This window comes from Pinibacter aurantiacus, from assembly GCF_019130065.1.
In the GTDB taxonomy this organism is placed as follows: domain Bacteria; phylum Bacteroidota; class Bacteroidia; order Chitinophagales; family Chitinophagaceae; genus Pinibacter; species Pinibacter aurantiacus.
Map to the genome: position 1 here is coordinate 18,425 of NZ_JAHSPG010000008.1, position 21,536 is coordinate 39,960.

Below are 21,536 nucleotides of genomic sequence, written 5' to 3' on the forward strand. Positions count from 1 at the left end.
GAAAATTGATCAAAATTGCTTATATTCGTATACGTTATTCAGCAAGTTGTAGGAGCTCGAACATCTCTTCATAAATAAGGATATCCCTTCTTTAGTTTATCTAACGGTTTAAGTATCGTTCACGAGGTCGTCTCAATTTCAAATTCCCGTTGCGTAATGAAATGAGTTGGTAGGGTAATCAACAATCATTATAAGATATTCTAATGCGGATAAATTACTTTAAAACAATTTCTGTATTATAGGTAACTGAAAACCATTAAATATTTGGAAAATTGCTAACTTTTTCGTACCTTCGTGGACGCTAACGCGCAACCAACTGAAGCTACTGTTCGTCGTCGCAACGCGCATAAAGTAAGATAGAAACAGTAAGTATATCGTTCTTTTCGTTGTAGGGATGGATAATGATTGATTAAACTACAATTTCCTCTACAACGAACCCAATCTGAAGTAATATCTCTTCATTCTTAGATCACAAGTAAAGTGTTTTGTAAATGGATGAAATATGGAGAGATGTTACAGGTTTTGAGAAATATTACCAGATTAGCAATAAGGGTAACGTTCAAAGCCTAGATCGAATTGTTTATACCAATAAGGGTAATGCACGCCTAGTCAAAGGAAAACTACTGACTTCCCGAATCAACAACTTTGGATATTTGTCTGTAAGGCTGAGCTACAAAGGAATTACTAGAACTTTGTTTATGCACAGGCTAATAGCTCAAGAATTTATTGATAATCCTGAGAATAAGCCTTTCGTAAATCACATCGATGGTAATAAGACCAATAACTCTATCGAGAATCTTGAATGGGTTAGTCATTCAGAGAATATTAGTCATGCTTACCGGAGCGGTTTACTGAACAACAACAGGGGAGCAAACCATCATGAATCGCGTATAGTGGTATCGGTGCACACGGGGCAGGCATTTTACACGATTAAAGAAGCGGCTAATAATGCCCAGATGAATTACAACACCTTTAGGAACCTTTTGAATTCAAATGGAAACACATCTTATTTTAAAGCTTAAATATTCCAAAGATTATAAAGTTGTAAGCAAGGCGGTGAGCTCTTTCATGCCGTGCCTACAACGAATCTACATAACAGGCTATTGCTATTTGCTTACTAGTCTGTGGTTTTATCTCCTAGCTTACGGCGTAGTTCTTCCATATCCAGAGACAGTTTTATGTCGTTTACAACTGCGTATTGAGAAGTGATTCTAGTATTTGAATGACCTAGTATCTTACTTATTGTTTCTAAGCCTACGCCATTTGCTAGTGCTATAGTTGTAGCAAAAGTTCTGCGGCCTACATGGGATGTCAAGTTCTTATTAATACTGCATAATTCAGCAATTTCGTGGAGGTAGGAATTGAACTTTTGAATACTGTAGAAAGGGAAAATGGGTGTGTTAGAATCAGCGCAACTTGTATTGTACCTTGCTAATAGTTCCTGGGCTTGATTTAGTAAAGGGATAGCTGCCCTGACATTTGTTTTCCTTCTTCTTGTAATTATCCACTTTCTTCCATCAATCCCATCTGTTATGTTGTTGTGCACTAGTTTTGACATATCAACATAGGATAAACCGGTGTAGCATTGAAATAGAAATATGTCTCGAATCAATGAAAGTCTTTCTTGTTTAAATGTTTTCTGCCTAATGATTTCTAGCTCAACCTGCGTAAGATAAATCCTGTCTACGTCTTTATAAGGAGATTTAAATGCTTCAAAAGGGTTGTCATCCAACCAGCCTTTGATAACGGCTGTATTGACGATTTTCTTGAGGTTCTTCAGATACTTAGTAGCAGTGTTATGCTCATTTTTATCATGGCTCTTTAAATAGAAATCGAAGTCCATTATAAACTGATGAGTCAGATCACGTAACCGGATGTCTTTCTTTTGATATTTATATGGGATAAACGCTTTTAGTTTCTTTTGAAGTATATCATATTTTTCAAAGGTTGATCGAGCGTAATCAATATCAATTCGCGACTCAAAATCTTTGTTGTGCAATTCTACCAGTTCCAACAATGAAATATCACTAACGTCCTTTCCAAAGAAACGCTCAATTAATTTGTCAAGATTTATATCTTGCTCCTTAAGCATTTCATTGAACAACTCCATTAACCTCGCTTTGGTCTGCGAAATATAACCGTTGATTTGAACGGCATCTTCTTTCAATCCTTTTACCACTCCCTTTGTGCCATCCCATCTGCTGGGTGCTACATTGAATCCAGTTGAAATATTCTTTCGCTCCGAATTATAAGTAATGCGTAAATAGATTGGTGCTTCACCTTTTCTGTTTTGTTTAGATTTATGAATCCAGAAAAGGATTTTAATATTATTGCCTGCCATAATTGTGTGAATTGAGATTTAAGTAAATCGGGAGATGTAAATGCGAGCAAAAGCGAGATGCTTGTTTGTATTGGGTTCTAGCGGAAATATTGTCCACCTTTTCATAAAACCCTTTCCACCTTTTTGCCCACCTCTTGTGAAGATTTTAATACTATTATGGAGGTCTTGCGCATGAAAAAAGCCTACAAAATATACATTCTGTAGGCTTCTCTGCTCCCCCTGTTGGACTTGAACCAACGACCCTCTGATTAACAGTCAGATGCTCTAACCAACTGAGCTAAGGAGGAATTTCCCGTGTTGGGGTTGCAAAAATAGGGATTTCTGCATTTCAACAAATAATTCGAGAAGATTTTTTTAAAAGTTTTTTACAGCCACTTTAAGAAGCTCTTTTCTTCAAAGCCCACATATACTTTTTCATCCTCAATGCGTACTGGCCAATGCTTTAAATAATAACCTTCGCCGCTCACATTACGTCCGTTTGTAATGCAAAACTTGTAGCGATGCAGCGGGCAAATAACATTTCCTAATGCATCTATGAAGCCATCGGCCATTATACCGCTCGCATGAGGACACTTGTATGCAAAAGCAAATAATTCATCTTTATATTTCGCTACGCAAATTGTTTTACCATCCGCCTCAGTAACAGCAATATTATTTTCACCGAAATATATTTCTTCAACAGCATCAGCTATTTTGTGCCACTTGTAATTTGCCATCAGGTTTTTTATGCTAGAGATTTAACCACCGAGATAACAGAGGTTTTTTTCACAGAGGAAAGGAGGGTGTTCTATTGAAAAATAAATTTTTCTCTACTTAAAGAATGCAAAAGAAACTTTGAAACTGCCGCCGCATCAAATGAATGATAGGACTACAACCCGTCTCCTCCTTTCCTTTGTGAAAAAAACTCCTTCACTCTGTGGTTGAAAAAACTTTGATTTAATAGATCAATACAAATACTCTGTCTTATATGGATATCTTATTCGATACAGTTCCTTCACTTTTGTAAGGATCGTATTGCGCAGGCCATCAATATTTTTTCTTTCAATGGCAGACACAAACACGCAATTGCCCTGTGTTTCATTCTCCCAGCGCTCTTTCAGTTCTATTAAAAGTTGCTCCCTTACATCATCTTCCAGCCATTCGTCAAAGGTATTTTTTTCGTACTGGTCCATTTTGTTGAAAATAGTAATCACCGGTTTGTCGTAAGCCTTCAGTTCCTGCAATGTTTTATTTACCACCGCCAGTTGATCTTCGTATTGCGGATGCGAGATATCTACCACGTGCAACAATATATCTGCTTCGCGCACCTCGTCCAGTGTGCTTTTAAAGCTTTCAACGAGATGGTGCGGCAACTTGCGAATAAATCCTACAGTATCACTCAACAAAAAAGGAGTTGTTTCAAAAACCACTTTCCGCGTTGTTGTGTCAAGCGTTGCAAACAATTTATTTTCTGCAAAAACTTCACTCTTGCTTATAAGGTTCATGAGGGTAGATTTACCTACGTTGGTATAGCCTACCAATGCCACGCGGATAAATTCTCCGCGTTCTTTTCTTTGCGTGAAAGACTGCTTGTCAATTTCTGCAAGACGCTTTTTCAGCAACGTGATTTTATCTTTAACGATACGACGGTCCGTTTCAATTTCCGTTTCACCGGGACCACGGGTACCAATACCACCACCCTGGCGCTCAAGGTGACTCCACATGCCTTTCAGGCGGGGCAACAGATATTGATATTGCGCCAGTTCCACCTGCGTTTTCGCCTGCGCGGTTTTCGCACGACGGGCAAAAATGTCAAGAATAAGATCCGAACGGTCAATGGTTTTAACCTTCAGCTCTTTTTCAATATTTGTAATCTGCGAACCGGTTAATTCATCATCAAAAATGGCAAGCGTAACGCCTCTGCTGGCGATATAATCCTTTATTTCCTCCAGTTTTCCCTTGCCCACAAAAGTGCGGCTGTCGGGATGCGCCAGCTTTTGTGTAAATCGCTTAACTGCAATGGCTCCGGCCGTTTCAGCCAAAAAAGCCAATTCGTCCAGGTATTCCTGCACCTGGAACTCTGTTTGTTCTTTGTAAACCAATCCAACGAGCACGGCTCTTTCTTCTTGCTGAACAATGTTTTTCTTATCAATCACTCTTATAAAAAATTAATGGGCAAAAATAGAAAAATAAAAAGCGAACGGCGTATTTGCACCGTTCGCTTTTCAAATTATATTATAAAAATCGCATGTCGATAGTTGTCAGGCTGTACTTGTCAACTGTCAGGCTGAGCTTGTCGAAGCCCTACAAACCGCTTACAACCAAACCGATTGAGTAAGGGTTGATAGCTGGTCCCATACCATCTTTTACCGCGCTTGTGATCTGGTAGTCGAAGTGAATACCAAGGAAACCATAGCCAAGTCTTGCAGTAGCGGCGATCTTGGTTGTGTTGAAATATCTTTTAGAAGATTCTTTCTCTATGTAGTTATTAATCGTTTGTCCGTCAGAGTTTTGCAGGTTCTTTCCTTTTGTGTGTGCGTTTACAAGGAAACCAACTTTGATACCTGCAGCTGCTTTAAAGCTCTTGTTAGTATTCTCCGGGTTGCTCACGTAGCGCAATTCCAAAGGCACTTCAATATAGTTGGTAGAAAGTTTGAATTTTTTGAAGTGGTCAGATTGCGATTTATCAGGAAAAGGCAATTGTTGCGTAAGAGCAGTGATGGCAACTTCCTGTTTATTAAAGAAAATATTGCTGCTACCTACACCCAAACCGGCTCCAATGCTAAAGCGTGGGTCGGTTTTGAAAGGCATGTCGTACATGAAATACATATTGAAGTGACGGCTGAAGCCTTTTGTGTGGATACTATCCGGTGCAGCGGCCCATCCATCATAACCGAATTGCATCATAAAATGGTCGTTGGCGCGATTGCCAAGGTTTACTTTGCTCCAATCCTTTTTTGTGGAAGTCTTGGTTGTGGTCGTCGATGGTGTTCCGGTTTGCGCAGTTGCCATGTTTACAAGGGTAAAAGCCAAAGCTGCCAGTACAAATTTTTTCATATTAGTATTAAAGTAGGCAAATGTATTTTTTTTTGCGCTTGAAAGCGTTAACGCTACTTGTTAAAAAGTTTAAAAAAAGGTCTGTAACTAAAAAAGGTTCCAGTTTTTTAATCCTGAAACCTTTGTGGGCCCACCTGGGCTCGAACCAGGGACCACCTGATTATGAGTCAGGTGCTCTAACCGACTGAGCTATAGGCCCTCAGAGCGGCGCTCTAAATGAGCGGCAAAAATATAAAAAAAACCAACCCGTCCAAGAAATAGTTTGCTTTTTTAGAAATCTCCACGGGAAGGCTACCACGCAATTGTCAATTAATAATTAATAATTAAAAATTAATAAGGTTGCAGCCATTACACCGTGTGCCATGTCTTAAATCAAAGTTTTGCTGCTGTGAAACGAGGGCCGGTCAAAGTTTAGGAGTGGCGATGTATTAATTATTAATTGTTAATTATTAATTACATATAAACTTGATTAGTTTTGTATCGCTTATGACTCACGACAGGCTGCACATACGAGAATTGGTAGAAAGAATTGCCGTTCATAATGACCAGCAGGCATACAAGCAGTTTTTTTGCATGTTTCAAAGTCGTCTCCGTCAGTTTGCCTACTCTGTTATCAAATCACACGAAATCGCAGAAGAAATTACCTCAGATGTTTTTATCAAGATCTGGAACAAAAGAGTGTCCTTATTAAAGATTGACAACATCGTTCTATACTTATATGTAAGCGTCAAAAACCAGTCGCTGAACTATCTCTCTCAAAAATCAAAAGAGAATGTCTTCTTTTCAGATGAAATACTGGTGGAAATGAAAAGCATTTATTTTGATCCCGAGCAATTGATGATCACGGCAGAAATGATGCGTCGCGTGCAAATGGCCATTTCCACCCTGCCCCCAAAATGCCGCCAGATTTTTAAACTCGTTAAAGAAGATGGCCTTCGTTACAAAGAAGTAGCTGAACTTTTGGGTATTTCATTAAAAACAGTGGAAGCACAGATGTCCATTGCCCTCCGCAGAGTGGCGCAAAGTATTCACTTTGATATTAATACCTCGGTTTCTTCTTATCTGGGTAAATAGACCTCACCCCGGCCCTCTCCAAAGGAGAGGGAGTAGTCTCCGCTATTGGGACGAGGGTTACAAATATCGGGGGCCATCTCCCTCTCCTTTGGAGAGGGCCGGGGTGAGGTAAAAAAACTTCAAAACCTTTTAGGGGTAAAACATATAACCTCCTGTCCTTCTACAAAAAGGCAACACCTCCATTCATGTCACACGAAAGATTTTGGGAACTTATTGCAAAGAAGTTATCCGGCGAGGCAACGCAGGATGAGCAACATGAATTGGAGCTGCTTATGCGCAATAATCCCGAATGGCAATACGCCATGCAAAACATGCAGGATATCTGGAACCTGCAACCGAAGGAAGTGTACAACAGTGACATTGCATTTGAACATCATTTGCAGAAAATGAATGCGGCGGGAATTGAAATGGACAACTTTACGGAAGACCTGCCTGAAGAAGTTGAATCTGTACGACGCTTTTCATCAAGAAAATTATGGCTCGCGATTTCTGTGGCAGCGACGTTTGTCGTTGCAGCATTATTAATTTTCAAGCCACTCCAACGCAATTCAGATAAAAATCTCGCTTCAACAGCAGCGTCTAACCTTAGCGAAGTGTCTACCAAAATAGGATCAAAGTCAAAGCTGGTTTTACCGGACGGCACAACTGTGTGGTTAAATGCCGGCAGTAAACTTACTTACAATAAAGATTATGATGTAGAGTTGAGAGAAGTAAATCTTTCTGGCGAAGCTTTCTTTGATGTTGTAAAAAGTGCCGACAAGCCTTTTATTATTCATACAGAAAGAATTGATATCCGAGTGCTTGGCACATCTTTTAATGTAAAATCCTACCCGGGAGAACAAACAACCGAAACCAGTCTCATAAAGGGAAAAGTAGAAATTTCTATTCGTAGCAGGCCATCTGAAAAAATTATTTTACAACCTAATGAAAAATTAATTGTAAATAATCAGGACACTCTCCATAAACACAGTAACTCTGGTAAAACAACTCCCCTGGTAGCCGTAGAAAACGTCACTCGTTTGGAAGACGACAGTACCATTGTGGAAACGTCATGGGTTGACAATAAACTGGTATTCAGCGACACGGATTTTGAAGAGATCGTAAGGCAAATGCAAAGGTGGTATGGGATTTCGATAGAGCTAAAAAATGAACCCTTAAAAAGAATGCGTTTCTCCGGTACGTTCACGCATGAAACCATCACTCAGGCATTAGATGCGATGAAGATCACCACTGCATTTCATTATACCATTATTGATAACAACTCGATTGTTATAACGCCATAAATTAAACATGCTATATGAAAACACTCCAGAATTCTTCTTAAAACAATAAACATAAAAAACGGGAAATGTTGCAGCATTCCCCGGCAAAAGGCTCAGACATTTCAGCGACGAAAAAGCAAACCTCGTTGATGCGGCTTGCTATTGACTTAACCTTTCAAACGGAAAGTAATGAAAAAAAAACAACACCCAAATGTTTTTTGGGAAAATTGCGCCTACTCCAAGATTACCCGTGTTATGAAATTAACGATTGCAATAATGCTATTTGCCTGCCTGCATGTTTCTGCAGGAGGTTTTTCGCAGGAAAAAGTATCGCTCGACCTGCAGTCAGTCTCATTAAAAAAAGTGCTTAGCACCATTGAAAAAAAGAGCAGTTTCAGGTTTCTCTACAACGAAAACGTGGTGGCCAATCAGCGTGTAGTAAGCATTGTAGCAGCAAACGAAGACGTGAAATCTGTATTGCATAAAATATTCGCCAACACACACATCGACTACAAAATACTCGATAACAATCTTATAGTATTGAAAGAAGGCACAGGCGCTGAAGTGGCAGCAGATATTTCTTCTCCTAACATAAAAATAACCGGAACTGTAACCTCTGCGCAGGGCTCGCCTTTGATTGGCGTTTCTGTTGCGGTAAAAGGTAAAGGCACCGGAACGGCTACCGACGCAAACGGAAATTTTACACTTAATAATGTACTGGAAACAGATGTGCTGGTGTTCAGCTCTGTTGGTTTTGAAACACAGGAAGTTGCTGTTGCAGGGCAAGCTACTTTAAATGTAGTGATGCAACCATCTAACCGCGAACTTGACCAGGTGGTAGTGGTTGGTTATGGTACAGCAAGAAAAAGAGATCTTACCGGTGCGGTTGCCAGCATAAAGGGGGCAGATCTTGCAAGCCAACCGGTACTTACAGCAACACAGGCTTTGCAAGGTAAAGCGGCCGGTGTGCAAATCATCAGTTCGGGCGCGCCGAACTCAAACCCTGCAGTGCGCATAAGAGGTACAGGTTCCATGTTGGCAGGTGCCAATCCGCTGTATGTTGTGGATGGTGTTATTACAGATGATATTACCAACATCAATAACGCAGACATTGTGACAATGGATGTTTTGAAGGATGCATCTTCAACTGCTATTTATGGTGTGCGTGCCGCAAACGGTGTAATAATCATAACAACCAAGAAAGGGCGTGCAGGCAAAATGCAGATCAACTATGATGGAACTGTGGGCGTAAAAGAAGCTGCGCATTTAGTAAACATGGCAGGTTCAAAGCAATACACCGGTTATATTAATGAAGCCAGCAGATATTATGGAAGCACCGATGATCTTGTGGATACAACATTGTTGAACAATGGCTACAACACAGACTGGTTCGATGCTATCTTACGCCAGGCATTGCAGCAAAACAATAATTTATCCATATCTGGTGGTGGTGATAAGATCAACTATTTTTTAAGTGCGGGTTATTTAATTGATAACGGTATTATAAAGAATAACAACTTTAAGAGATTTACACTTCGTTCAAATAATGAATACAAGATCAGCAGCAATTTAAAAGTAACAACGCTAATATCTTTCAGCAATGGCATACTGGATGATGTTGATCTGTCTTCCGCTTCCGGTAATGCATACAGAGCTACACCGCTTATTCCTCCTACGGTGAACGGCAAGTATGGAAATACATCTGCCTTCCAAAACGTGGGTAACCCAGTGCTTGATATAGACAAAAACTATAACCGCGGAAACGACAGCCGCTTCCAGGGCGCAGCTACGTTGGAATATAAGATCACAAAATGGTTGACATTTAACACAAACCTCGGTGTGGATCTTGACTTTTATAAAAACACACAATACAAATACCAATATTTTGCAGACAGTACCATCTTCATTCAAAGTGGCGGTAACCAACAACAACCAGTAAGCACACTCGCTGTAACTAAGAATGATGCCAACAGATGGATATGGGACAACACGCTGACTGCATCCAGAAAATATGGCGATCACAGCTTCCGACTAATGGTAGGTACCACAGCAGAAAAATTCAACTTCAATCGTTTGTATGGCTATAGGCAAGGAGTTGCTGCGGCACAAAACCAGTGGTATCTAAATACAGGATTGGACAGCACACAAAAGAACAACGGATCGGGAGACAAATGGTCACGTAACTCTTACATCGGAAGGTTGAATTATGATTACAAAGACAAATACCTTATCACTGCTACATTGCGTGCAGATGGTAGCTCGCGTTTTCCTTCCAATAACAGATGGGGATATTTCCCTTCAGTAGGTGTGGGTTGGAACATTTCTTCAGAAGACTTTATGAAGGATCAAAAGACATTTGATTACTTAAAGCTAAGAGCAAGCTGGGGTAAAGTGGGAAATGACAATATCCCGTCAGGTGCATTTCTTAACCTTGCTACGTCTAATCTTCAATATGGATATCTTGGTAATGGTATTGCATTCCTGGAGACTGTAGATCCTAATCTTACATGGGAAAAAACAGAAGAGATTGATGTGGGTGTCGATTTTTCACTTTTGGATAGAAAACTAACTGGTACGATTGATTTGTACCATAAGAAAGTGAATGACGCGCTTATTAACATCGTTCCAAATGCTATACTTGGCGACCAAAGCAAATCGATACTTACCAATGCCGCATCAATACTGAATAAAGGTGTAGAAATAGGGTTGAACTGGGCAGATAAGGCTGGAAAAGACTGGAGCTATTTTATAAATACCAATATTTCCTTTAACCATAATGAAGTAGCTGGCCTTGGTAGTGGACAGCCTTTATCAGATGGAGATATCGCAGGTCAGGGATTTGTAACATTGTCACCAAACGGCCAACCGATTGGAAGCTACAATGTATTGCAAGTGATGGGCGTGTTCCAGAGCCAGGCAGAAATTGATGGTTACAAAAACAAAGACGGGTTAGTCATTCAGCCTAACGCGGTGCCGGGTGATTTTAAGTACCAGGACACAAACGGTGACGGAACCATTAGTGCTGCTGACCGGGTGCTGGTAGGTTCTTATCAACCTAAAATACTTTACGGCATCAATGGCGGTGTAACATATAAAAACTTCGATTTAAGCATAGGCACCTACGGAACATCGGGAGGTAAGATCTACAATGCTAAAAAAGCATTAAGAGACAACGCGAACCAGTTGGAAAATATGGAATCGGATGTTGTGACAGGCAGATGGACGGTTGACAACAAAACAAACTCCGAGCCGCGTGCCTCAATTAATCAATTACCAGCCTCCAGCTATTTTGTTGAAAAGGGTAGTTTCTTTAGAATCAATAACCTTACAATAGGATATACTTTGCCTGCTAAAAGTTTAGAAAAAATCAAGGTCACAAAACTTCGTGTATATGTTGCGGCGCAAAACCTGGCGACATTCACTAAGTACAAAGGATTTACGCCTGAATTTTCTTCTGTAACTGCTCAGGCAAGTTCATTAAAAGGCGATCCGTTGAGCTCAACAAATCAATCAAATCTTGGAATCACAAATGCGGGGGTGGATGTGAATACATATCCAACAGTACGCACATGGGTGTTTGGCCTTAACCTTGGTTTTTAACTGATCACTTTAAACTTATTGTCATGAAGACTAAAAATATTTTTCTCATTTTAATAGTAACGGTTGCCGGCATAGCCAGTATAATAGCGGGCTGTGGCAAAAACTTTTTGGAAGTGCCTGCGCAGGGTCAGCAAACGCCGGAAGAAGTTAAGAAAGATCCCAACGCGGCATCTAACCTTGTATTAGGTGCATACAATGCCCTTTACTTAGGTGGTTTTGGTAATACAACTGTGGGGCTTGAAATGAACCTAACCGTTGACGTTGCATCTGATGATGCAGATAAAGGAAGCTCTCCTTCTGACCAGCAACAAACCGCAGGTAAGATGGATAATTTTACAGTTGATGCCAATGTTTCATATCTAAATGATTTGTGGGTTGGACACTATGCGGCTATAAAACGCACAAACGATGCATTAGGTGTGTTGAATGAAGCTACTTTCGATGAAACAGTAAAGAACAGATTGACTGGCGAAGCAAGATTCTTGCGTGGCTATTTTTATTTCAATCTTGTGAGATTATTTGGCGGTGTTCCTTTAATATTAAGGTCTCCAACAATTGCAGATCAAAACAACCCTGAGTTTGTTACGAAGAAATCTGTTGATAGTGTGTATGCAGCAATCATCGCCGATTTTCAATTTGCCGTTGACCATCTTCCTTTGCGCGGAGACGCTGGTTCAACAGAGGGACGTGTAAACAAAGGCACTGCTGAAGCTTATCTTGCAAAGGTTTACCTCTATCAGAAGAATTATCAAAAAGCATATGATATCACAAAAGACATCATGACCTCCGGTAGGTTTTCATTGGTGCCATTTCCTTACTATCCACAGGTATTCAGAGAAAAGCCAGTAAACGGCGTAGGAGGAAATAACAACAGTGAATCGATGTTTGAAGTACAGGCCGCGAAGAACAACGGATGCGATGCCATCAGCAAATTATATAGCAACGGACAGGGACCAAGAGCTACGAAGGGTTGGATAAATGTGTTTGGCAACTACACATACAACGGAGACTTAGGATTTGGTTTGAACAACCCTTCTGCTGACCTCGCAAACGCCTATGAAACAGGCGACACACGCAGAGATGGAACTATCATTTTTGTACAACCAACAGGCGGTGCAAATGCCGGAACTTTCCTTTGGGATGGCTTTAGAATACCTACCCAGGACTCAGTTCAAAACCCACGCTACAATTACAAAGCGTACCACAGCCCTGTTGCAGAAACTGTAGCATGTAACGGCCCCGACGATAAAGATGACAAGCCGAAAAACATTCGCCTCATGCGCTTCGCCGATGTTTTACTGATCAACGCAGAAGCCGCCGTGCGCTTGGGCAATACTGCTGATGCACAAGTAGCACTCGATTCCATCAGGCATAGAGCTGGTTTAGCATCTGTTCCTGCAACGATCGACAATATCTGGAAAGAACGTCGTGTAGAACTTGCAATGGAGTGTGACAGATTTTTCGATGTTGTGCGCCAGGGTCGCGGAGTACAGGTGTTCGGTCCGCTTGGGTTTACGGCTAATAAAAATGAAGTGTTCCCGATCCCGCAAAATCAAATTGACTTGAGCGGTGGAAAATTGATACAAAACCAGGGTTACAACTAACAGTTTTTATTCGTGCACTTTAAAAAAGAATTATCATGAAAAGTAGAAGCATATTCAAAATATTTGTGTCACCTCTTGCAACAGTTTTGCTGTTTGCAACCATATTTTTTGCAGCCTGCACAAAGGCTGATTACGGCGATGATTTCAAACCTTCGCCACCACCGCCAATTGGCGATTATAACTCATCAAATGATGTGGCCAAAGATGCTATCATAGCCAAGTGGAGCTTTGAAGGCGTATTAAAGGACAGCATAGCAAACATTGCATCAACAAAAGACACAGCCATCGGATACGCAACGGGAAGACAGGGATTTGGACAAGCATATCAAGGCAAAGATGGTGCTTATGCGGTGTATGGAAGTCCTGGCGCAGCCATACTCGGACTGGCATCCTATTCCATTTCAATGTGGGTAAAAGCCGGTCCTACAAATACGCAGGCTCGCGGAATTCTCTCCATTAACAGACAAGATGATTTCTGGGGCAACCTCGATATCTACCAGGAAAATTATGGCGCAGATCAAACTACCATGTATTTTAAAGTGCACATGAACAACGATAATGCGCCGGTTTGGAAAGGTCAGTTTACCGAAACCAAAATTGCAAATGCAATTGGAAAATGGGTGCATGTAGCTATAACTTACGATGGTGCGACTTCTGCATACAGGATATATGCCAACAACCAGTTGCAGGTAATAAGCTCTGCCGGTAATCAGCCCACTACAACGCCAACATTGCATGGAGATGATCCGGCAACCAATCCCAATGCAGCATATGGCCCGCTTAAATTTTTGAATGCAAACAAGATGGTTATAGGAACATGGCAGTTTCAAACCAATCCATCACTTACAGATGGCGCCGGAGGCCAGTCATGGGCGGGAAGTTTCCTGGGAGCAATAGATGAATTAAGAATTTTTAACAGAGCGCTCACTGCCAAGGAAGTAACAGCATTATTCAAACTTGAGAAATTAGGCTTATAAAGATCTTGCTTTGTATAAAATCAAAGCTGGCCCTCGTTTTACACACATGAGAAAAAAGAGCTAAAGACATATTGGTTGTTTCCGGAAACAGAGACGCCAGTATGTCGAAGGCTTTGGGGTGAAAAGGTGCTAGGAATTAGGAATTAGAAATTAGGAGTGCTTGTAAGCCTAACAACTAATAACTAACAACTTGTAACCTGTGGCTATTTAATTCAAAAGACTGATTTATTCATCTTGAGTAAAGCATCCAACCTTGTCCATATTATGTCGGCTAAAGCTTATACGGGCTTGTTTATATTGTTGTGCAGCTTATTCTGTTGCTCAAAAAGCAATGATTCAACGCCTCCTCCAGAACCACCGAAGCCAGAGGTTTTTCATCTTAACAGCGTAACGGTAGATGGCCAGCATGCCAACTATAACTTTAAATGCAAGAATGTGAAAACGACGCCCACCATAATGCTTGTTTTCAGCGCTCCTGTAAATATGACCTCTGCGGCGAGCAACATTTACATTCGCGATAAAAACAATGCGACGGTTGCTCTAACATACAATAACCCAACGCCGACTGACAGTAACATTGTGGAGCTACATGTTAAAAATCCATTGCAAAATATAGCGCTCTATCAACTAACAGTTGACCCCGCTCTTACATCCCAAAAGGGAACAAAGATCGATACAACAGTCAACGTCGGCATCCTAACTGTCATAGACAGCACCGATAAATTTCCAAGAATCTCTGACAGCGCCTTACTCGATCTTGTACAAAAACAAACATTCAAATATTTCTGGGATTTTGCTCATCCGGTAAGTGGCATGGCAAGGGATAGAAATACATCCGGAGATGTGGTGACCACAGGAGGAACAGGCTTTGGCATAATGGCTACAATTGCTGCGGTCAATAGAAATTTCGTCTCAAGAACTGATGCTTTATCACAAACACAAAAAATTGTATCCTTTCTCAAAACTGCAGATCGTTTTCACGGCGCATTTCCGCACTGGCTAAACGGCGCAACGGGAAAGGTGCAGCCCTTTGGGGGCAAAGATAACGGAACAGACCTGGTAGAAACTTCCTTCTTAATGCAAGGCTTGTTAACTGCCCGGCAATATTTTAGTCAATCATCCGCTACCGAAATTCAACTACGAAAAGACATTGATAGTTTGTGGAACGCAGTAGATTGGACCTGGTTCAGGAAAGACGTGGGCAATGGCCCTGAAAATGTATTGTACTGGCACTGGAGCCCAAACTATAACTGGGATATCGGCTTAAGAGTTGCCGGCTGGAACGAAGCTTTAATGACCTATGTGCTCGCCGCTTCCTCACCTACACACAGCGTTCCAAAACTTGTATATGACAACGGCTGGGCGCAAAATGGCGGTATGAGAAATGGGAAAACATTTTTGGGATATCAATTACCGTTAGGTCCCGACTATGGCGGCCCATTATTTTTTGCCCATTATTCATTCTTAGGCATCAATCCAAACGGACTCACGGATGCTTATGCCAATTATCAAACACAAAACATCAATCACACGCTCATCAACAATAAATATTGCGTAACCAATATTACCAATCACTTTGGTTATAGTACCGAATGCTGGGGACTTACGGCCAGTGACGATGGAAAGCAAGGCTATCTTGCACACAGTCCCACCAATGACAACGGTACTATTTCGCCGACGGCAGCCGTTTCTTCACTGCCTTATGCGCCAGATCAATCCATGAGCGCGATCAGATATTTCTATTACACACTTGGCGATAAATTATGGAAAGACTACGGTTTTGTTGATGCTTTTAATTTGGAAGATGCCTGGTTCGCAGGCTCCTTTTTGGCCATAGACCAGGGCCCACAAATTGTAATGATAGAAAATTACAGAAGTGGATTGCTATGGAACTTATTCATGAGTTGCCCCGAAATAAAAACAGGAATGATATCGTTGGGTTTTCAAAGCCCACATTTATAACCAGGAATTATGAACTAGAAATTAGGAATTAGAGTGCTCTCCAACATATTATATTATGAGACAAAACAATATTTTAAAACACGCGGTTTGCCTAAGTTTTCTATTGATAGCATTTGGCTGCGCTGCTACTTTTGCGCAAAAGAAACAAAAGGAAAATACGACCGGCGTTTTTGATCCAACAAAAAGACCAAAGAATTTATCAGACTCAGCACTGCTTGATCTCGTGCAAAAACAAACGTTTCGGTATTTCTGGGACTTTGGTCATCCGGTGAGTGGCCTTGCAAGAGAACGCAGCAATCGTTCTTATGATTATGGTGATGAAGTGGTAACAACCGGCGGAAGCGGCTTTGGCATCATGTCAATCATCGTCGCCGCAAATCGCAAATGGATCACACGCGAACAAGCGGCGGAGCGAATGAACAAGATCGTAAAATTTTTGTGGAAAGCAGATGCCTATCACGGCGTGTTCCCGCACTGGCTGGATGGGGCAACAGGTAAAACAATACGTTTTGGAAGAAAAGATGACGGAGCTGATTTAGTTGAAACCTCTTTCCTTTTTGAAGGACTTTTGTGCGCACGTCAATATTTCGACAAAGACAATCAAACAGAACGTGAGATCCGCGACCGCATCAACTGGATGTGGAGCGAAATAGAATGGAACTGGTTCACCCGCGAAGGACAGGATGTGCTTTACTGGCATTGGAGCCCAAACAATGGCTGGGTAATGAATTTTCCTTTACGTGGTTTTAATGAATGCATGGTCGTTTATGTATTGGCTGCTTCTTCAGATCGTTATCCGGTAACATCCGCCGTGTATGATCGTGGATGGGCACAAAGTGATTTCTTTAAGAACGGCAAGGAATTTTACGGCATCAAGTTGCCACTTGGGTTTGATTACGGCGGCCCTTTGTTCTTTTCGCATTATTCATTTGTGGGCCTCGATCCTCGCGGATTGAAAGATAAATATGCAGACTACTGGGAGCAAAATAGAAATCACACTTTGATCAATCGCGAACACTGCGTGCGCAATCCAAATAGTTTCAAAGGTTACGGTGCTAACTGCTGGGGACTGACCGCCAGCGACACATATAATGGTTACGACGCAAGCTCGCCAACAAACGATCACGGTACCATTGCACCAACCGCAGCGCTTTCCGCATTTCCATACACACCGGAATATTCCATGCAGGCATTAAAACATTTCTATTATGACCTTGGCGACAAAATATGGAGCGAGTACGGTTTTGTAGATGCATTTAACGAAAGTGAAAGTTGGTATGCAACATCGCACCTTGCCATCGATCAAGGGCCTATCATTGTAATGATAGAAAACTACAGATCCGGCTTACTATGGAAACTGTTCATGAGCTGCCCCGAAATACAACGAGGGTTGAAGAAGCTGGGCATCGAAACCCCCGCGGTGAAATAATTTGAAAATTTGGTGATTTGAAAATTTGAAAATGCCGTAGGGGCGAATCGCATTCGCCCTGATGAAAATTCAAAATAATTTGACTACCTATTTCGAAACAACACAGAAAAACCGTGTAAATCAGTATAATCCGTGTCATCAGTGTGCCCACTGCCCTACGTCAATTCAACGTCAAAGCGTAAATCCGCGCGATCCAAATATCAATTTCAATAACTTAGCGAACTACCAAAAGACAGCACAATGAAAAAAACAGCAGCTCTAGTCACGGCGTTTTTATTTTGCACAATAAGTTTGTTTGCCCAACAAAAGCCTTTCTGGAACGACATACAGGCATTTAAAAAACAAGACAGCATAAATCCACCACCACAACAGGCCATTCTGTTAATCGGCAGCTCCTCCTTTACTAAATGGCACGACGTTCAAAATTATTTTCCCAACTACACCATCGTCAATCGCGCCTTTGGCGGCAGCACATTGCCGGATGTAATAGGCTACGTAAACGACATCGTTTTCCCGTATCATCCGAAACAAGTGGTCGTGTTTTGCGGAGACAATGACCTTGCATCTTCAGATACCATTACAGCTTCAACGGTAATTAACAGATTCAAAAACCTGTTTCAAATAATTCGTGCACAATTGCCAAATACTTCAATCGTATACGTTTCCATCAAGCCAAGCCCGAGCAGACAAAAGCTAATGCCTAAACAACAGGAAGCGAATAACGAGATTAAGAAGTTTTTGAAAAAGCAAGGAAACACAGCATTCGTTGATGTGTATCATAAAATGCTCAATACAGATGGCAGCATCATGAGCGACATTTTTTTAGAAGATCAGCTGCACATGAATGCAAAGGGTTACACCATTTGGCAGAAAGAAATACAACCGGTGTTAAAAAAATAATGAATTCGTAGAGACGGATGATAATCCGTCTCCGACATAGATAAACGATAATCCGTCTCCGAAATAGACGGATTATAATCCGTTTCTACCATAGATGAACGATAATCCGTCTCCGACATAGACGGATAACTATCCGTCTGTACACAATAAATATCACACAAGATGAAGAAACTTTTGATGATTGGTGCCTGTTCAATTGCATTGCACATTTCACAGGCTCAAACAAAAACAAATACGCAGGATGCAAAGATGAATGCATTCGTAAGCAGTCTCATGCAAAAAATGACTGTAGAAGAAAAGATTGGACAGCTAAATCTTGTAACGCCTGGTGGAACGGTTACCGGTTCCGTTGTGAGCAAAGATGTAGATAGTAAGATCCGCAATGGACAGGTAGGATCATTGTTTGGAATCACAGGTCCGGATAAAATTAGAAAGGCCCAGGAAATAGCCGTCAACAATTCAAGGCTTCACATCCCGCTCATCTTTGGTCTCGATGTTATTCACGGCCACAGAACCATTTTCCCCATTCCTCTTGGATTGTCCTGTTCCTGGAACATGGACATGATAGAAAAAAGTGCAGAAATTGCAGCCTCCGAAGCAACAGCCGACGGCCTGAGCTGGGTATATTCCCCAATGGTAGACATCGCCCGCGACCCACGCTGGGGCCGCGTATCCGAAGGCTCCGGTGAAGATACATACCTTGGTTGCCAGGTGGCAAAAGCAATGGTGAAAGGATACCAGGGCAGCAGCTATTCAGACCCTACAAAAGTGATGGCTTGCGTAAAGCACTTTGCATTATACGGAGCCGCAGAAGCCGGTCGTGACTACAACACAACCGACATGAGCCGCATCAAAATGTATGAATACTATTTACCTCCTTACAAAGCAGCAGTGGATGCAGGTGTGGGAAGCGTCATGTCATCCTTCAATGAAGTAGACGGCGTTCCTGCTACCGCAAATAAATGGTTGATGACGGATCTGTTGCGCAAGCAATGGGGCTTCAAGGGTTTTGTGGTGACTGACTACACGGCCATCAACGAGATGATAGATCACGGTTTGGGCGACTTGCAACGCGTATCTGCAGAAGCATTGAAAGCCGGCATCGATATGGACATGGTGGGAGAAGGATTTTTAACTACCCTTCAAAAATCTTTGAAAGAAGGAAAAGTAACAGTAGCGCAAATCAACGCAGCATGTAAACGGGTGTTAGAAGCAAAATACAAACTCGGCTTGTTTGATGATCCATACCGGTACTGCAATGAACAAAGATTCAACAACGCTATTCTTACAGACGCCAACCGCGCAGCTGCACGTGAGTTCGCGGCAAAATCAATGGTTTTGCTGAAAAACAACAACAACGTTTTGCCATTGCAAAAAGGAAAGACCATCGCATTGGTAGGGCCGTTGGCAGATAATAAACGCAACATGCTCGGCACCTGGAGCGTTTCCGGCGATCCTGAAAAAAGCATAACCGTTTTGCAAGGTTTAAAAAATGTTGCCGGAAGCGATGCAAACATTATTTATGCAAGAGGCTGCAATATTTCTGACGATACAGCATTTGCAAAAAAGGTAAATGCATTTGGAAAAGAAATAGAAATCGATACCCGCTCCCCTCAGCAAATGATAGACGAAGCTGTAGTGGCAGCCAGCAAAGCAGATGTGATTGTGGCAGTGCTGGGCGAAGCAGCAGACATGACCGGCGAATCATCCAGTATGTCTGACATTGGCTTACAAAAAAGCCAAAAAGCCTTGCTGGATGAATTGAAAAGAACAGGAAAGCCAATCGTAATAGTTCTATTGAATGGAAGACCGATGACATTAACATGGGAAGATCAAAATGCGGATGCAATTCTTGATGCATGGTTCTCCGGAACTGAAGCCGGTAACGCCATTGCAGATGTATTGTTCGGCAACTACAACCCTTCCGGTAAATTGACAATGAGTTTTCCAAGAAACGTTGGACAAATTCCTATTTACTACAATCACAAAAACACCGGACGTCCATACAGTGGAGTAGGCGCAGGTAAATTCAGATCGAATTATCTCGACGTATCAAATGATCCGCTGTATCCTTTTGGATTTGGATTGAGTTATACTTCGTTTACATACAGCAATGTCACTGTTAGTTCACCTACTATCAAACAAGGCCAGAAAATAACTGCTTCAGTAACAGTAACCAATAGTGGAAAATTTGATGGAACAGAAACTGTGCAGTTGTACATCCGCGACCTGGTAGGAACAGTGACAAGACCTGTTAAAGAATTGAAAGGCTACCAACAAATAACATTGAAAGCCGGCGAATCAAGAAAAGTTGACTTCACCATCAGTGTAGATGATCTTAAATTCTACAACACCGATTTAAAACGGGTTGCAGAACCCGGCGACTTCAAAGTCTTCATCGGTACCAATAGCCGCGACGTGAAAGAAGCAGACTTCAAACTCGTGCAGTAAGTGGGCACACGGATGACACGGATTGGATGGATTTACACAGATTTTTAGTAATTGAATGACTGGATAATTGAGTAGTCGAGGTTAAAGAACTTTGTCAAACATAAGAGTTCAGTTATTCAGTCATTCAGTTATTCAATTATTTAAAAAATCAGTGCAAATCTGTTAAATCAGCGTCATCTGCGTGCAAACAAAAAGATCAGTTTAAATCCCTCTAATCCGTGTCATCTGTGTGCCTATCTTTGCCCGCAAACAGCACGGCATGGCAATCAAAAACATCATCTTCGATCTCGGCGGGGTATTATTGAATCTCGATTTTGGTAAAACAGCAAAAGCCTTCCAGGACCTTGGCGTCAACAATTTCAACGATTATTTTACGCAAACCCATGCCAATCCTTTATTCAAAACATTGGAAACAGGTGATGTGCCAAGTGAAGTTTTCTACGATGAATTCAGAGCCACCACAGGATTGCGCGTAACCAACGAAGCCATTGCCGGAGCGTGGAATGCCATGTTGCTCGATTTTCCAAAAGAAAGAATTGAGCTGCTACAGGAACTAAAAAAGAAGTACAGATTATTTTTATTTAGCAATACAAATGCTATTCACTACGATTCCTTCCAGGAAACATTCGTAAAAGAGTTCGCCCATCAATTTGATTCACTTTTTGAAAAAGCATATTACTCTCACATTATTGGCCACAGAAAGCCCAACGTATCAGCATTTGAATACCTTCTCATTGATGCAGGAATTACCGCTGAAGAAAGCGTCTTTATTGATGACACACTGCCAAATGTAGAAGCAGCAAGAAAAGCAGGTATAGATGGCTGGCATTTGCAGGCTCCCGAAACAGTGGTTGAACTGGTGGAAAGATATAAACTGTAGAGACAAGGCATTGCCTTGTC

At 41.6% G+C, this 21,536-nt stretch carries 15 protein-coding genes and 2 tRNA genes; 11 read left to right on the plus strand and 6 right to left on the minus strand.

What is annotated here, in order from left to right; translation table 11 throughout:
• Positions 1 to 491: 491 nt before the first annotated feature.
• Positions 492 to 1,022, plus strand: a complete 531-nt coding sequence (locus tag KTO63_RS11165; RefSeq protein WP_217791370.1) for an NUMOD4 motif-containing HNH endonuclease — start codon at positions 492 to 494, stop codon at positions 1,020 to 1,022.
• A gap of 95 nt (positions 1,023 to 1,117) precedes the next feature.
• On the opposite strand, the gene KTO63_RS11170 is transcribed toward KTO63_RS11165, so the two are convergent.
• The 6 genes from KTO63_RS11170 to KTO63_RS11195 form a co-directional block, all read right to left on the minus strand.
• The gene (locus KTO63_RS11170) at positions 1,118 to 2,341 is read right to left on the minus strand and encodes a site-specific integrase (RefSeq protein WP_217791371.1); all 1,224 of its coding nucleotides are present in this window, start codon (positions 2,339 to 2,341) and stop codon (positions 1,118 to 1,120) included.
• Positions 2,342 to 2,554: 213 nt separating this feature from the next.
• Positions 2,555 to 2,628: transfer RNA gene (locus tag KTO63_RS11175), tRNA-Asn, on the minus strand.
• Between the two features lie 78 nt (positions 2,629 to 2,706).
• Positions 2,707 to 3,057, minus strand: a complete 351-nt coding sequence (locus tag KTO63_RS11180; RefSeq protein WP_217791372.1) for a Rieske (2Fe-2S) protein — start codon at positions 3,055 to 3,057, stop codon at positions 2,707 to 2,709.
• Positions 3,058 to 3,285: 228 nt separating this feature from the next.
• Entirely contained in the window at positions 3,286 to 4,476 is a 1,191-nt protein-coding gene (gene hflX / locus KTO63_RS11185; RefSeq protein ID WP_217791373.1) for a GTPase HflX, read from the minus strand.
• 148 nt (positions 4,477 to 4,624) lie between these two features.
• The gene (locus KTO63_RS11190; RefSeq protein WP_217791374.1) at positions 4,625 to 5,377 is read right to left on the minus strand and encodes an outer membrane beta-barrel protein; all 753 of its coding nucleotides are present in this window, start codon (positions 5,375 to 5,377) and stop codon (positions 4,625 to 4,627) included.
• Positions 5,378 to 5,502: 125 nt separating this feature from the next.
• Positions 5,503 to 5,576 (minus strand) — tRNA-Ile (locus KTO63_RS11195).
• A gap of 266 nt (positions 5,577 to 5,842) precedes the next feature.
• Here KTO63_RS11195 and KTO63_RS11200 point away from each other — a divergent pair.
• From KTO63_RS11200 to KTO63_RS11245, 10 genes are all read left to right on the plus strand, one after another.
• Positions 5,843 to 6,451, plus strand: a complete 609-nt coding sequence (locus KTO63_RS11200) for an RNA polymerase sigma-70 factor (RefSeq protein WP_232373134.1) — start codon at positions 5,843 to 5,845, stop codon at positions 6,449 to 6,451.
• Positions 6,452 to 6,636: 185 nt separating this feature from the next.
• On the plus strand, positions 6,637 to 7,734 hold the full coding sequence (locus tag KTO63_RS11205; protein WP_217791375.1) for a FecR family protein: 1,098 nt from the start codon (positions 6,637 to 6,639) through the stop codon (positions 7,732 to 7,734).
• A 168-nt stretch (positions 7,735 to 7,902) separates the two neighbouring features.
• A complete protein-coding gene (locus KTO63_RS11210) occupies positions 7,903 to 11,313 on the plus strand; it encodes a TonB-dependent receptor (RefSeq protein ID WP_217791376.1) in 3,411 nt (1,136 codons plus the stop codon).
• Between the two features lie 23 nt (positions 11,314 to 11,336).
• Positions 11,337 to 12,917 (plus strand): RagB/SusD family nutrient uptake outer membrane protein, encoded by a 1,581-nt coding sequence (locus tag KTO63_RS11215; RefSeq protein WP_217791378.1) that lies wholly within the window; start codon positions 11,337 to 11,339, stop codon positions 12,915 to 12,917.
• Positions 12,918 to 12,952: 35 nt separating this feature from the next.
• Positions 12,953 to 13,894: a LamG domain-containing protein gene (locus KTO63_RS11220; RefSeq protein WP_217791379.1), complete on the plus strand. Its 942-nt coding sequence runs from the start codon at positions 12,953 to 12,955 to the stop codon at positions 13,892 to 13,894.
• 264 nt (positions 13,895 to 14,158) lie between these two features.
• Positions 14,159 to 15,856: a glucoamylase family protein gene (locus KTO63_RS11225; protein WP_217791380.1), complete on the plus strand. Its 1,698-nt coding sequence runs from the start codon at positions 14,159 to 14,161 to the stop codon at positions 15,854 to 15,856.
• Positions 15,857 to 15,911: 55 nt separating this feature from the next.
• Complete coding sequence (locus KTO63_RS11230; protein WP_217791381.1) at positions 15,912 to 17,285, plus strand: glucoamylase family protein; 1,374 nt, start codon at positions 15,912 to 15,914, stop codon at positions 17,283 to 17,285.
• Positions 17,286 to 17,525: 240 nt separating this feature from the next.
• Positions 17,526 to 18,185 (plus strand): GDSL-type esterase/lipase family protein, encoded by a 660-nt coding sequence (locus KTO63_RS11235; protein ID WP_217791382.1) that lies wholly within the window; start codon positions 17,526 to 17,528, stop codon positions 18,183 to 18,185.
• Between the two features lie 162 nt (positions 18,186 to 18,347).
• On the plus strand, positions 18,348 to 20,636 hold the full coding sequence (gene bglX / locus KTO63_RS11240) for a beta-glucosidase BglX (protein ID WP_232373135.1): 2,289 nt from the start codon (positions 18,348 to 18,350) through the stop codon (positions 20,634 to 20,636).
• 259 nt (positions 20,637 to 20,895) lie between these two features.
• Positions 20,896 to 21,516, plus strand: a complete 621-nt coding sequence (locus KTO63_RS11245) for an HAD family hydrolase (protein WP_217791384.1) — start codon at positions 20,896 to 20,898, stop codon at positions 21,514 to 21,516.
• Positions 21,517 to 21,536 lie beyond the last annotated feature (20 nt).